This window comes from Shewanella hafniensis (genome assembly GCF_019655335.1).
Taxonomy (GTDB): domain Bacteria; phylum Pseudomonadota; class Gammaproteobacteria; order Enterobacterales; family Shewanellaceae; genus Shewanella; species Shewanella hafniensis.
The window spans coordinates 1-14,791 of the sequence record NZ_BPFD01000095.1 but is presented as its reverse complement, the minus strand read 5'-3'; the positions used below and the strand labels follow the sequence as shown (position 1 = coordinate 14,791).

Annotated in this window: 9 protein-coding genes and 1 pseudogene; all 10 read left to right on the top strand. The window is 43.0% G+C overall.

The window, feature by feature from the left end; all coding sequences use genetic code 11:
* A pseudogene (locus K5Q99_RS19375) lies at positions 1–342 on the top strand (hypothetical protein); the annotation flags it as partial.
* A gap of 394 nt (positions 343–736) precedes the next feature.
* On the top strand, positions 737–3,199 hold the full coding sequence (gene hsdR / locus K5Q99_RS19370) for an EcoAI/FtnUII family type I restriction enzme subunit R (RefSeq protein WP_220777842.1): 2,463 nt from the start codon (positions 737–739) through the stop codon (positions 3,197–3,199).
* Between the two features lie 101 nt (positions 3,200–3,300).
* Positions 3,301–4,803, top strand: coding sequence for a type I restriction-modification system subunit M (locus K5Q99_RS19365; protein ID WP_220777841.1), 1,503 nt, complete (start codon positions 3,301–3,303; stop codon positions 4,801–4,803).
* Positions 4,803–6,656, top strand: coding sequence for a restriction endonuclease subunit S (locus K5Q99_RS19360; RefSeq protein WP_220777840.1), 1,854 nt, complete (start codon positions 4,803–4,805; stop codon positions 6,654–6,656). The genes K5Q99_RS19365 and K5Q99_RS19360 overlap by 1 nt, the downstream gene beginning before the upstream one ends.
* Before the next feature lie 3 nt (positions 6,657–6,659).
* Positions 6,660–8,051 (top strand): DUF262 domain-containing protein, encoded by a 1,392-nt coding sequence (locus K5Q99_RS19355; RefSeq protein ID WP_220777839.1) that lies wholly within the window; start codon positions 6,660–6,662, stop codon positions 8,049–8,051.
* Positions 8,041–9,981, top strand: coding sequence for a GmrSD restriction endonuclease domain-containing protein (locus K5Q99_RS19350; RefSeq protein WP_220777838.1), 1,941 nt, complete (start codon positions 8,041–8,043; stop codon positions 9,979–9,981). Before K5Q99_RS19355 ends, K5Q99_RS19350 begins: the two co-directional genes overlap by 11 nt.
* 587 nt (positions 9,982–10,568) lie before the next feature.
* Entirely contained in the window at positions 10,569–10,904 is a 336-nt protein-coding gene (locus K5Q99_RS19345; RefSeq protein WP_106649799.1) for a helix-turn-helix domain-containing protein, read from the top strand.
* Positions 10,891–12,132, top strand: a complete 1,242-nt coding sequence (locus K5Q99_RS19340) for a type II toxin-antitoxin system HipA family toxin (RefSeq protein ID WP_220777837.1) — start codon at positions 10,891–10,893, stop codon at positions 12,130–12,132. The genes K5Q99_RS19345 and K5Q99_RS19340 overlap by 14 nt, the downstream gene beginning before the upstream one ends.
* The gene (locus K5Q99_RS19335) at positions 12,133–12,564 is read left to right on the top strand and encodes a bifunctional diaminohydroxyphosphoribosylaminopyrimidine deaminase/5-amino-6-(5-phosphoribosylamino)uracil reductase RibD (protein ID WP_107404666.1); all 432 of its coding nucleotides are present in this window, start codon (positions 12,133–12,135) and stop codon (positions 12,562–12,564) included.
* 719 nt (positions 12,565–13,283) lie between these two features.
* The gene (locus K5Q99_RS19330) at positions 13,284–14,375 is read left to right on the top strand and encodes a methyl-accepting chemotaxis protein (protein WP_031858080.1); all 1,092 of its coding nucleotides are present in this window, start codon (positions 13,284–13,286) and stop codon (positions 14,373–14,375) included.
* Positions 14,376–14,791: the final 416 nt, after the last annotated feature.

The following is a 14,791-nucleotide window of genomic DNA, read 5'->3' as shown; positions in this document are numbered from 1 at the left end:
CGAAATGTGGATGGGATAGTGAGGGAGGTGGATGGAACAATTTGTGCCGTCGAAATAGAGCATTCCTTTAAGACAAAAGCCGCGCGGCAAACCATTTTATTGAAATGGCATGATGGGATAGGGCAAGGCTATTACGATAAGGTCATGCTGTTTTCTCAATCCTTGCACATTTTTAGCGACATTAAACGACTTCATGAGCAGCTCTATGATGAGCTAACCACAAGGCCTGATAAAAAGACTCGTCAGCCTTTATTAACCGCGCAAGATGCGGCATCACTTAAGCAACGAATTATCTATCGTACTCTGCTGTGTGATGAACTCACCGAACGGTTTTATCGCTAGCAAACAATCTCTAATTTCCAAAAACGACAAAAGGCACCTAAGTGCCTTTTGAAGGGTATACAAAGATTTTACAATGCATTACCAGTAGATGAAGTCGGCTGCACACTTTGGTACTGCCATCTGAAATAATAATTTTTATTATTTCAGCCTGTTAAGGCTTCATTGCGAGGTCGTCCCTGTTCCCCACATTGATAAGTAAGCGCATCCTCGGGCAAATTAATCAGTTGATTGGATATTTATGATGAAATGTCCACGTTATTTGGTTTTGATGTAAAACACAAAATAAGATAATTACAGGGTAATTGCTGTTCTAACCCTAGGTTACTTAAGGGCTTTGTGGCAAACTCAATAGCCAGAATATTCGGTTATCTATCTAGAGGGAATTGGATTAGTAATGGTCAACCATAACGCGAGCATCAATAAAGCAAAGTTAACCGAAACAGACATCATCACAAAGTTCATCATGCCTGCGGTAAAAAATGCGGGTTGGGATGATATGACGCAAATTCGCCAGGAGGTGAAGTTGCGTGATGGTAAGGTGATTGTTCGGGGTCAAATGGGCATGCGCACAACGGTTAAGTCAGCCGACATTGTGCTCTACCATAAACCGAGTATGCCGCTGGCGGTGATTGAGGCTAAAGCGAATAAGCATGAAGTCGGTAAGGGCATACAACAAGCACTCGATTATGCTCATTTGCTCGATGTTCCCTTTGTGTTTGCCTCTAACGGCGATGGTTTTATCTTCCACGACAAGACCAAACTAGGCACCCCAGAGGCTCACAACCTTGAATCCGAAATCCGCTTAGAAGATTTTCCTAGTCCTGAAGAACTTTGGGCTAAATATTGTATTTGGAAAGGTTATACCGCAGCGCAGTTACCTATCATTAACGAAGCCTATTACGATGACGGCACGGGTAAGCACCCGCGTTATTATCAGTTGCAAGCCATCAATAAAACCGTTGAAGCTATCTCATCGGGTAAAGATCGGGTATTGCTGGTGATGGCAACGGGCACAGGTAAAACCTACACAGCATTTCAAATCATTTGGCGGTTATGGAAATCCCGTGCCAAGAAACGCATTTTATTCCTCGCTGACCGTAATATTTTGGTCGATCAAACTCGCATAAACGATTTTCAGCCCTTTGGCACATCGATGACCAAAATTACTGGCCGAACAGTCGATCCTGCTTATGAAATCCATCTAGCACTTTATCAAGCACTGACTGGCCCTGATGAGAGTCAAAAAGCGTTCAAACAAGTCGCTCCAGACTTTTTTGACCTGATCATTATTGATGAATGTCATCGTGGCAGTGCCAGTGACGACAGCGCTTGGCGCGAAATTCTCGAGTATTTTAGCAGTGCCGCGCAAGTGGGCTTAACCGCAACCCCAAAAGAAACCGATGAGGTCTCTAACTCTGATTATTTTGGCGATCCGCTTTACACCTATTCGCTCAAAGAAGGTATCGACGATGGTTTCTTAGCGCCTTATAAAGTGGTTCGTGTGGATATTGATGTGGACTTACAAGGCTGGCGACCTACAAAGGGCCAAATCGACAACAATGGCGAAGTGATCGAAGACAGGATCTATAACCAAAAAGACTTTGACCGCACTATGGTGATTGATGAGCGTACTCAGTTGGTGGCCGAAACCATAACTAACTACCTTAAACGCACCGATCCTATGGGTAAAACCATTGTTTTTTGCAACGATATTGATCACGCCGAACGGATGCGACGCGCACTTGCCAATCTTAACCCTGAGCAAATGGCGAAAAATGACAAATACGTTATGAAGATCACGGGTGATGATGAACTCGGCAAAGCCCAGCTGGATAACTTCATCAACCCTAAAAAGGCCTATCCGGTCATTGCGACCACCTCAGAACTCATGACCACAGGTGTCGATGCGAAAACCTGTAAGTTAGTGGTGCTCGATCAAAATATTCAATCCATGACCAAATTTAAGCAGATCATCGGCCGCGGAACCCGAATTGATGATAAATACAATAAGTTATGGTTTACCATTCTGGATTTCAAAAAGGCAACCGAGTTATTTGCCGACGAACGTTTTGATGGCACCCCTGAAAAAATCATTAAAGTGACGCCTGAAGACATTGAAGATGAAGACGTGGATATTGATGCCGCTGATGATGAACCAAATGAGGAAGATGTTCTGGGGGACATTCAAGATGAGCAACAAGTCGAAGGCCAAGACAACACCAAAAATGACCCTCAAGGCGATGGTAGCTTTGATGAAAGTGAATGGGACGAAGGCGAAACTCGTAAGGTTAACAAGTACCGCGTATCTGGCGTGATAGTCAGCAAAGTTGCCGAGCGGGTGCAGTATTATGACAGCGACGGCAAACTGGTCACTGAATCCTTTAAGGATTACACCCGTAAAACCATGGCGAAACAGTTCAGTTCGCTTGATGAGTTTGTCAGGCGTTGGAATGACGCTGACCGTAAACAAGCGGTCATCGATGAGCTGGCGCAAGAGGGGATTATTTGGTCAGCACTTGAGGAAGAAGTGGGTAAAGACATGGATCCCTTCGATATGATTTGCCATGTCGTCTACGACCAACCGCCGTTAACCCGTGCCGAGCGCGCTTCAAACGTTAAAAAACGCAATTATTTCACTAAATATTCCGACACGGCCCAAGCCGTACTCGAGAATTTATTGGTAAAATACGCCGATGTGGGCGTGCAAGAAATTGAAAATCTGCAAGTGCTTAAAGTTCAGCCATTTAATGATATAGGCAGTTTAAGTGACATCATCAAAAAAGGCTTTGGTGGCAAACCCCAATACGAACAAGCCATTAGTGAGTTAGAAGCCGAAATCTACCAAATAGCACAATAATCTGCCTAATAAGCAGGTTGGATAATGCCGTGCATATTGTGTTGCGTTTTACTTATAACTAAAAAATAAGCGTTAAGCATTAAAAACGAAAAGAGAAATTTATGTCTATCAGTTCAGCCGTTAAATCCATTCAAGACATTATGCGTAAAGATGCCGGCGTCGATGGCGATGCCCAGCGACTAGGCCAAATGTCTTGGTTACTGTTCTTAAAAGTATTCGATGCCCAAGAAGAGCAGTTAGAGCTAGAACTCGATGATTACAGTACACCTATCCCGAGTGATTTTTTATGGCGTAATTGGGCGGCCGATAACGAAGGGATCACAGGTGACGAGCTGCTTGAATTTGTGAATGATGAGCTATTCCCAGATCTTAAAAATCTCACCGCCCCGATAGATAAAAATCCCCGCGGTTATGTGGTAAAAGCGGCGTTTTCAGATGCCTTTAACTACATGAAAAACGGCACGCTACTGCGTCAAGTCATCAATAAACTCAATGAAATCGACTTTACCGACTCAAAAGAGCGGCATTTGTTTGGTGATTTGTACGAGCAAATCTTAAAAGACTTACAAAGCGCGGGTAATGCAGGCGAGTTCTATACTCCGCGTGCCATCACCAAGTTTATTGTGGCCGTAACAGACCCAAAACTTGGCGAGTCGATTATGGATCCGGCCTGTGGCACCGGTGGCTTTTTGGCCTGTGCCTTTGATCATGTAAAAGCAAATTACGTCAAGACAGCGGATGATCACCAAACTCTGCAACAGCAAATTCATGGGGTAGAGAAAAAGCAATTACCGCACTTACTGTGTACCACCAATATGATGTTGCACGGTATTGAAGTGCCCGTACAAATTAAACACGGCAATACCTTAAACAAACCCTTATCAAGCTGGGATGAAGATATCGATGTCATCATCACCAACCCGCCTTTCGGCGGCACCGAAGAGGACGGGATTGAAAAAAACTTCCCTAGCGAGTTCCAAACCCGCGAAACTGCCGACTTATTCCTGCAGTTGATTATCGAAGTGCTTGCCCCTGCAACAAATGGCAAGGGCGGCCGCGCAGCCGTGGTATTGCCCGATGGCACCTTGTTTGGTGAGGGCGTTAAAACCAAAATTAAAAAAATGCTGCTCGAAGAATGTAATCTGCACACCATAGTGCGATTACCTAACGGTGTGTTTAATCCTTACACTGGCATTAAAACCAATATCCTGTTTTTCACTAAAGGCACGCCGACTAAAAATGTCTGGTTTTACGAGCATCCCTACCCAGTAGGGGTAAAAAACTACAATAAAACCAAGCCTATGAAGTTCGAAGAGTTTGAGACAGAACTCGCGTGGTGGGGCGATGAAGCCGATGGTTTTGCTGCGCGGGTCGAAAACGAGCAAGCGTGGCAAGTCTCCATCGACGACATTATTGCCCGTAACTACAACCTTGATATTAAAAACCCGCATGTGGGCGAGGTAGTAAGCCACGATCCGCAAGCCTTGTTAGCCGATTACGCTAAACAACAAGCGGATATTCAAGCCTTGCGTGACCAACTCAAAGGCATCTTGTCTGCGGCATTATCGTCACCTTCGGCAGCATCAGACGGTGAGGGCAAGTAATGGCTGATTTATCCATAACAGACACTTACTCTCGCAATATCAAAGCCACGCCAACGGCTGAAAATTTAATTACCACTCACCTTGATATTTGGACGACCGCCATTGAGCAAAAGTCTTCAGCAGGCCGTGGTAGCTCCAATAAGTTTTCGCTTTATGGCATCAAAAAACTGCGTGAACTGATTTTAGAACTCGCCGTGCGTGGTAAGTTAGTGCCGCAGGCCAGCCGCGAGGCGAGAAATAGTGCAAACTATGAACCCGCGTCAGTATTGCTCGAGCGCATTGCTGCTGAAAAAGCGCAATTGGTGAAGGAGGGGAAGCTTAAAAAACAGAAGCCTTTTCCTGAGATTAGTGAAGATGAAAAGCTGTTTGAATTGCCTAACGGATGGGAGTGGGGTCGAATTGGTACTGTTTTTAAATCTATTATGAGTGGGGGAACCCCAAGTAAAAGAGAAAGCTCGTATTGGGGAGGTGATATTCCTTGGGCAAGTGTTAAAGACTTGGGGTCAAGTCGAAGTATATCGACCACCCAAGACTTTATATCACGGGCAGGATTAGATAACGGCAGTAAACTGGCTGATATTGGTGATCTGCTTATTTGTACCAGAATGGGTCTTGGTAAAATTGCAGTTGTAAAAAAACCATTAGCCTTCAATCAAGATTTAAAAGCAGTTACTTTGTCTACTCACATTAATATTGAGTTTTTCATTAATTATTATTCGACGATAAAAATTGAAGGAACTGGAACTACGGTTGCTGGAATAACTCAAGATCAGCTATTGAATTATGTTGCGGCGATTCCTCCGCTCGAAGAACAACACCGTATCGTCGCTAAAGTCGATGAGTTGATGAGTTTGTGTGATGCCCTTGAAGCACAAACCGAAGCGAGCATTGCGGCACACCAAACCTTAGTTGAAACCCTGCTCAATGCGCTGCTACTGCCACAAACGGCTGCTAATACGGCAAGTCAATCTGATATCAGCCTTGAACGGCCTTTTACAAATAGCTTTGTTAAGGATTGGCAACGTGTTGCCGAGCACTTCGACACCTTATTCACTACTAGCGCCAGCATCGACACCCTAAAACAAACTATCCTCCAACTTGCCGTGATGGGTAAGCTAGTAAAACAAGACCCTAATGACGAACCAGCAGCCAAACTACTTGCGCGTATCGCCAAAGAAAAAGCCCAACTGTTCAAAGAGGGGAAAATCAAAAAGCAGAAGCCACTGCCCGCCATCACCGACGAAGAAAAACAGTTTGAACTACCGAGTGGGTGGGCATATGAAAGAATTGGAACATTTGGGATAGTCGGTACGGGATCAACACCATCAAGAAGTAATCCATTGTACTGGGAACCAGCTGAAATCAACTGGGTTTCGAGTGGTGAAACTTCAAATTTCTTTGTAACTCAAACAAAAGAAAGAGTTTCAGAGTTAGCCATCAAAGAGACAAATGTGTCAATTTACCCAGCAGGTACGTTAATTGTAGCTATGTATGGGCAGGGAAAAACGAGAGGACAGATAACAGAGTTATTGGAGCCTGCGGGAACTAACCAAGCTTGTGCAGCCATCAGGCTTGTAGATGAATCTGTAAATCATAAAGATTATGTGAAGTTATTCTTTAGAAAAGCATACTTAGAATTGAGAGAGCACGCTGCTGGTGGAGCACAACCAAATTTAAATGTAGGTAAAATTGCTTCAACAATAGTGCCTCTTCCACCACTCGAAGAACAACACCGCATCGTCGCTAAAGTCGAAGAGTTAATGGCACTTTGTGATCAACTCAAAGTCCGTTTAGCGGATGCGCAAACCACCCAACTGCACCTCACCGACGCCATCGTCGAACAGGCCGTTTAAACGATGGCAATTATTAACAAGGATGTGATCGCTGTTAAAGGCATTATGGACATGGCGTTGGCGATCCCTGATTACCAGCGCCCCTATAAATGGCAAGCTGAGCATGTTAACCAGCTATTCGATGATGTGATGCACCATAGTGAACAAGCAGCCTATCGACTGGGCACTCTGGTGTTATGTCGCGAGCAACATAGTGGGAAGTTTGACATCGTTGATGGTCAGCAACGTTTACTCACTTTGACGCTGTTCATTGATGCCTTGTATCGGGAATTAGCACTAACATCATCAGCAACATCAAGATCAACGCCGCGACCGCTTAAGTTGGGTTTACTGTCTACCCAATTTAGCTCGCCTGAAAGTATCAAAAACCTGTCGCATAACGCAGCGCTATTGCAGAGTCGGGTACGGCGCTTAACCTTTGATGAGCAAAATAAACTACTCGGATTTTTGTTGGGGCAATGTGAGCTCATTTGTATCACCTTGGATAACCTCAGCGAAGCATTTCAGTTTTTTGACTCACAAAATGCCCGTGGTAAGCCACTTGCGCCCTATGATTTACTGAAAGCTTATCATCTGCGTGAGATAGGTATTCAAGACAAACATGCTGAGGCGGGGTGTGTTGAGGCATGGGAATTAGCAGCAACGTCTGTTGAAAATAATCAACCTTCACAGTTACAAGTTGTGATGTCTCATCACCTTTACCGCCTGCGCCGATGGGCTCGCGGGCGATCTGGGCGCACATTTACGAATCAAGAGATTGGGGTGTTTAAAGGGGTTAACCTTGCCAATACAGTATTCCCCTTTGTTGATCGTTTCAGGGCCGCTAATTATGCCGTGGATCTCTACAACGCGGATCCCGCGCGGCAGTGGGATTTGAACCAACGTCACTTCCCATTTCAGATTGATCAAATCATGGTTAATGGTCGACGTTTTTTTGAATATATTCATTATTACATCGCGCTACATCACCGTTTGTTTGTACAAGTTCATCCCGTCTTACAGCCTGTACTTGAGGTGCTTAATCATTATCCGGGAAAACATCGAACCGGTGATGGTTATGTCCGCAATCTGTTTGAATGTGCCGTGCTCTTTTATGTTGATAAGTTCGGTGAGCATTCTCTTGAACAAGTGGTGTGGTTGTGTTTTTTCTGGAGTTACCGCATCAGGCTTACTCATCATACTGTTCAGCTTATCACCGTTGATAATGCTGGCAGTGGGCAAGGTAAGTTTGATGCAGGGCTGATCCAAGTGATTGCTAATGCGCTGCATCCTAAAGAAGTATTGTCATTTATGGTGCCAATGTTAAGCGCTAACGATCTAGATGGTAATCAAACACAAGTTGAAGATTTACTCGAATGCTTCAAAGCGAAAAGGTATTTTATTGATGCCCAATAATCCAGATATTACCCCGTTGACTGTGGCTGAGCTGTTCAACCAAGGACATTATTTTATCCCTATTTATCAGCGTAACTACGCTTGGGGCGAGCCTGAAGTTAGACAGTTACTGCAAGATATTCTTGATGAATCGCGTAGAGCTAAAAACAGTCGTCATCCAGCAAGCCAGTATTACATTGGTAGTTTAGTTGTCGATAAAAGGGGCGAAGGTCAGTTTGAGACGATTGACGGTCAACAGCGCCATACCACTTTGTGTGTGGTGTTATCTGCATTAAAAAACGAGTTTGCTGATAGCATAAATCAGCAAAGTTGTTTAAACGTTAAAGCAACCGAAGATACACCTTTTCAAAAGCTTAGCTCGCTATCGCTTAATTTATCATTTACCAATCGTAAACGGTCGACCAGTACGTTAGCCTTATTAGCACAGGGGATAACGACTGGCTGTGAACAGGCCTCTATGCATGGGGCTTATGATGTTGCGGTTCGTTTTTTTGAAGAGCATAAGCAGGAGTTATGCACTCTCACGGATTATTTGTTGAACAATGTGGTTATTTTGCGCGTTGCCGTTCCTAAAGGAACCGATCTTAACCATTATTTTGAGATTATGAATAACCGAGGTGAGCAACTTGAAAAGCACGAGGTGCTTAAAGCTAGGCTGATGCGGCCTCTGGGTATCGATGAACGTAAAGTGTTTTCGACGATTTGGGATGCCTGTGCCAGTATGGACAGATATGCTCAACTCGGTTTTGAGAAAAGTTTGCGCTGCACCTTGTTTGGCGCTAACTGGGATCAACATCCTGTTGATTTTGAATCAATCAGGCAAGAAATGGTGAACTCTGATAGCCCTGCGCCATTAGTTAGCTTGGAAGAGATAGTTCAACATCCAGTATTGCAAGACAAGAAAGAAAACCCAGTTAATGACGATTCTGAACAATATGCTTCAATTATTAGTTTTCCTAACTTTTTACTGCACGTGTTGCGCATTACCCATGTAAGCCATATTGATACGGATGTGCCATTAGACGATAAGCGGTTATTGCTCGCGTTTGAGCGGTTTAGCAATCGTACTGATGAGGATATAGCAACGTTTTCCCGTGAATTTGTCATGAATTTGCTAAGATGTCGGCTATTGTTTGATCGTTATATTATTAAGCGAAAAAATGATCTCGACTGGAGTTTGGAACAGTTAAAACCGAATGAAACAAGGCATCATTATGTTTCCAGTGGTGGCGATTTTAATCAACAGTTGATTATGCAGTTGTCTATGTTCCATGTTTCCTTTCCTACACAGGTGTATAAACACTGGTTAAGTGCGGTGTTGTATTATTTGCTAAAGCAGCATCAACTCGGTGAGTTTCGCATTAGTCAATACCCTGCTTTTTTAGATCAGTTGAGTAATAAATTTTTCTATGGTCGTTTTGGCAAGCAACCCATTGAGTATTTTGATATTTGTTTTGAAGATGTTATGCCAGAAAACGACTTTGATCATCATAACCTCAAATTAGGAACGCATATCCAGAATTTTATTTTTAATCGCCTAGATTATCGCTTGTGGCGTAAATTGAAAGATGGTCATGAGTTTGATGTCGATATGGACTTTGTAAAGTCATTTTTAGATAAGTTCCGTTTTACTTTTAGAACGTCAGTGGAACATTATTTTCCGCAGCATCCCATAGCGGGTGAACCGATGGACGAGTCGATACTCCATAGCTTTGGTAATTTATGTTTGATCAGCCATAGCGATAATTCCAAATTTAGTAATAACGATCCCGCCACCAAAAAAAATCAGGTAAAGGATAAGTTGAACCGAGAACAATTGGCTGAAAGCCTCAAGCTGGTCTTTATGATGAGTTATGAACACTGGGATCCAGAAAATCAACCAGCGATGATTCAACACGAAAAGATGATGGTTGATGTCCTATGTTCTTAGAGGGTTTATTTACGCTGAGATGAGATACGAAGTGGTTTAAGCTTACTTAATTGCTGTAAGCGAATCTTTCTCGATCAATTCAATGGATCATGTTTACCTTTACTGATGTTTATCTTAAGAATTTAGCGTGAGTGCACTTTTTAGGCGTAACGAAAATGGTTGAATGAGTTAACCACCTTGTTCGCTGCTGGGATTAAGTGAATTTTGTTAGTTAAGTGACACTCAGCATATTCCTCAAAAAGTGATTTACTGATGCCAATGCTTAAGTGCTGTCCTTTAATATCGCGATGAAGATAGATATATCAGCTGAAAATTGTAGCTTGGAAAATATCCAGAAGTGGATTGATACCTTAAAACGTTTTTCCCCGAAGCGTGTTAAACCAATCACTCAATAAAGAGTTCAGATTGGATCTCTGTTGTTCATTTACTGCAGTCTCAAAGACTGTTTACTTAGTAAAATACAGTTTACTTTTAAACGATTACGGTAAAGTAGTATTTACCAATCTGACTTGGCCTATTATTTTGACATTTGGGTTTTGGTAAATTATTGTTTACTCTAACTGGTTTATGGTGAAGAGTAATTTTCTATGGGAAGGAATAAAATTCAAGTTGGCACTGTTGCTAGTGCTGCACTAGCTCATTTCGCCACTCTGCTTTCAATCCAGCGTAAGGAAAAGAAAATCACAGTAGAAGAGCTGTGTTCACGAGTTGGGGCATCTAAGCCCACTATGATAAAGATTCTTAAGGGTGATCCGTCTGTAAGTATCGGACTTTACTTCGAAACTGCTTGGGTGTTAGGTGTTTCCTTATTTGAACCCGATGAAAATCGGTTTGCTATTAAACATAAAACAAATGCGAAAATAGAAGCACTGCTGCCTAATCGAGTGAGAAGGAAAAAGGTAATTTTGGATGACGACTTCTAGTAACCAATGCTTCGTTTGGAAATGGCTTAGAGGACATTCAGAACCTGTGGTAGCTGGTAAACTCACTATTGATGAATCTGGCCAACACTTTACCTATGGTCAGTCTTACTTGAAGCGTCCAGATGCAGAGCCAATTTACTCACATGAATTACCGCTTTCTGCTGGTACTATGGGGCCAGTTCAAGGCATGTCTATATTCTCATGCTTGCGTGATGCAGCTCCTGATGCTTGGGGACGTAGGGCCATTATTTCTCGGCTGATGAGCAAAGGCTACGATGCTGAGTTTAACGAAATGACGTATTTGATGCATTCCGCTTCAGACCGGATCGGTTCTCTCGACTTTCAAGATTCAGCCACTGAGTATGTTGATCGTTCTAATGATGCAGCCACGCTTGAAGAGTTATACCTGGTGTCTGAAATCGTCGCTCAAGGTAAGAAAATCCCGTTGGATTTGGATAGAGCACTTATGCATTGTACATCGCTGGGAGGTGCTCGTCCGAAAGGGATGATCACTGGTGGCGAAGCTAAGTATATTGCTAAGTTTTCATCCCCAAATGATACTTACGAGGTTGTTTATTCAGAATACGTAGCCATGAAGTTAGCTAAGTTAGCCGGACTCAATGTGGCCGAAGTTGTATTAAAAAAAGCATTAGGCAAAGATGTTCTTCTTGTTAAACGATTCGATAGAGAGTTGATTGGTGGTATTTGGTGTCGTCGCTCTATGGTGTCCGGACTGACAGTTTTAGGCTTAGATGAAGCATGGGCTAGCGAGGCTTCTTATGTAGACCTAGTAAACGTTATGAAGCAGTATTGCATCGCATTTGCCTCTGATAGCCAAGAGCTATTTGCACGGATGGTATTTAACGTGCTGATCGGCAATTCGGATGACCATGCTCGTAATCACGCTTTCTTTGTCGAAGGGGATAAAATATCTCTATCACCTGCTTATGATATTTGTCCACAAAACCATAGCGGTGGGGTGGCGAATCATGGAATGAAGCTCTTCGACAATTCAAATTTGTCTCTGTTATCACTTTGTCTGAAAGCAGCACCAAGCTTCAATATTAAGGCCGAAAAAGCGGAAGAAATTATTAGTTCGCAAATTAATACGATTATCCAAGAGTTTGAATCCGTGTGTAATGAAGTAGATGTCCCTGAAGTAACGCGAAAGTTACTTTTCAAACGTGTGATATTGAATGACTACATATTCAATGAAATGGAACTTTAGATGAATCTAGACAAGGCATTTATGCTTAAAGCATTGGAAGTATCTCGGGCTGCTCTGCCTGAGTGCCAACCTAATCCTCCGGTAGGTTGCGTTCTCGTTCTAGGCGGGCAAGTCATTGCCGAAGGATTCACACAGAAAATTGGTGGCAACCATGCTGAGGTCGAAGCGATTAGTGCTTATGATGGCCCTATGGAAGAAGTGACTGCATATGTCACTCTTGAGCCATGTTCATTTGTTGGCAGAACTCCGGCATGTTCTTCTGTAATCATTAAATCAGGAATTAAGAGAGTTGTAGTTGCTATTCTAGATCCTGATGAAAGGAACAATGGAAAGGGTCTTTATGCTCTAGAGAAAGAGGGCATAAAAGTTGATATTGGTATCGCTTCAAGAGAAGTTAGTGAATTTTTGTATCCTTATCTTGGAAAGTCATAATTAACCTCGCATAAGTTCCAGGCGAGGACGGTGATGTATTACAGGATTTTGCCTCCCAAATGGGCTAGTTGGTTAACTCATTTATGCCCCTAAGTGCGCCACGGCTCGAAGATCAGCCCTTTGTTATCTGATAATTTGAGATACTTAAAGTAATGGGCACCCAAAAGAAAGACCTGACCATGAGGATTGCAAAAATCGTTACAGTGAATCAGACTTACCTAGTCTGGTTCTTGGGCGAACGCGATCATTTTTCATGAGCTTTGGGCTAACAAATATTTTGCCCCATTATTGGTTTCGCCAAAAAAACCACGCTATCGATTGAGTGAATTTTGACCAAATATAACTAATCTGACACCCAAAACTCACAAAGTACGAAAAATGGGGGGCATTGTGCTATTCTTGCCCCAAATGAACACGCTGATTTTTGCATTATAAATCGCTCTGAAATCGTTATAAACTTTTAAGACAGTATGGAATTGTATCGCTTGATTAAGCGTCTAAAATCTTAGCTAAAAGCGTTTGACGTGCTTTAAGGGCTGTTTCTGATAGGAAACCCACAGATTTTACATAATAGGAATAATCGACACCTAATAATCTGTAGCTACAGATTGTTAGGTGTTGTACATCATTTAGTGGAGAATGATTAGGTTTCGGATTAGAAATCGATATGTTCATACAACAAAGCTGTAGTGCTGCATAAATTAACGAGGTCGTATTAAATGTTTGGATTAAAACGAATCAAATCAGAAAATGAGCTGCTAAAGCAAGAATTAGCAGACCTCAAACAGAAGTACCAAACTGACGTTGCCGCTCTGGAAAATCAGCTCCAAGAGGTTCAGCAGCTTGTTCGCTCCGCTCAACAGGAACACCACTATAGTGATGAGTTGTTGTCGAACAGTTTGAAAGGTGGAGATATGCTCCAAACCATTCGAACAGAGATGGTGGAGAATGCGCAATCTATGGCGCATGAAAACCAAGAGCTGCAACAACTAGATGAAATGTTTAAGCAGACTCATCAAGCTCTTGCTCGTCTTGATAACCGAGCCGTGAAGATCAGTACGGAAGCCTCACAAAGCATTGAATCTGTTAAAATATTAGATAAAACTGCCATTTCTATTTCCCTTCTTGTATCGACTATTCAAGAGATTTCTGATCAAACGAATTTGTTGGCATTAAATGCAGCGATTGAAGCAGCACGAGCTGGTGAAGCAGGCCGCGGATTTGCCGTGGTGGCAGATGAGGTAAGAAACCTTGCAGGCAAAGCCAGCGAAGCCAGTGAGCAGATTGATTCTTTGGTAAACCAAGTACTAACGCAAGTGAACGCGATTAAAACCTCGATTGATAAAAACCAAACTTGTGCTGAGGAAGTGTCTGCCTCTTCTGCGCAGATTGGTTCTATTGTCAACGAAGTGGTCGTGAAATCGGAACACATGCAACAGGTAATCCATGTTGCTTCCACACGCGCTTTCTTGGATACGGTCAAACTCGACCACGCCATTTGGAAGAACAATATCTATCGTCTCCTACAAAAAGGCTTGTTCGGTGAAACCGTTAATAGCCACTCTGAGTGTCGCTTGGGGCAGTGGTACTACCGCGGCGATGGCAAGGCTTACAGCCACTTAAGAAGCTATGCATTGCTTGAAGAACCACACAAAGGCGTGCATGACGGTGGACGTGAAGCAATGAGTCAAGCCAAATCTGACAACATGGCAGGCATGGTGACTGCAATTAACGCCATGGAAGACGCCAGCGAACAAGTAGTGGAACAAATTGACAATTTAATGAATGAGATTATTGGTGATTTAACGTAACGGCACTTAGTGCGCACCTAACCTAACCCAATACTTTTGCTAGCGCGATGCTACTCACCGCACTAGCACTTCACAAGTAAATTTGCCATACCTGTAGTTATTGATGGTTTTCTAATTTAGAAAAGGCACTGGCAAGGTTTTGTCCAAAAATGAGCTAGTGAATCACTCTACACCAGACTGATTCACGCCAACCGCTAAAACCCGCTCTAGCGCCCCATTTGCGGCTATTCTGGGGCGGTTTGTTCCCTTAAGATGAATCAAATCTCTAGAGAACTGATTCATGTCCCTGTTATGCCTATTCCGACTGGTTATATCGTTCATTGATTAGTTTGTAGCCAAACGAAGCATTACTAATAGAATAGCTAATCCGAATCTGGCTCATAAGAGTGAATTATCTAACAAGGTTTTGTCCCAAA

Bases quoted from the DNA above. Each gene is read 5' to 3' on its own strand.
- hsdR (WP_220777842.1), top strand. From the start codon at position 737: ATGGTCAACCATAACGCGAGCATCAATAAAGCAAAGTTAACCGAAACA.
- K5Q99_RS19365 (WP_220777841.1), top strand. From the start codon at position 3,301: ATGTCTATCAGTTCAGCCGTTAAATCCATTCAAGACATTATGCGTAAA.
- K5Q99_RS19360 (WP_220777840.1), top strand. From the start codon at position 4,803: ATGGCTGATTTATCCATAACAGACACTTACTCTCGCAATATCAAAGCC.
- K5Q99_RS19355 (WP_220777839.1), top strand. From the start codon at position 6,660: ATGGCAATTATTAACAAGGATGTGATCGCTGTTAAAGGCATTATGGAC.
- K5Q99_RS19350 (WP_220777838.1), top strand. From the start codon at position 8,041: ATGCCCAATAATCCAGATATTACCCCGTTGACTGTGGCTGAGCTGTTC.
- K5Q99_RS19345 (WP_106649799.1), top strand. From the start codon at position 10,569: ATGGGAAGGAATAAAATTCAAGTTGGCACTGTTGCTAGTGCTGCACTA.
- K5Q99_RS19340 (WP_220777837.1), top strand. From the start codon at position 10,891: ATGACGACTTCTAGTAACCAATGCTTCGTTTGGAAATGGCTTAGAGGA.
- K5Q99_RS19335 (WP_107404666.1), top strand. From the start codon at position 12,133: ATGAATCTAGACAAGGCATTTATGCTTAAAGCATTGGAAGTATCTCGG.
- K5Q99_RS19330 (WP_031858080.1), top strand. From the start codon at position 13,284: ATGTTTGGATTAAAACGAATCAAATCAGAAAATGAGCTGCTAAAGCAA.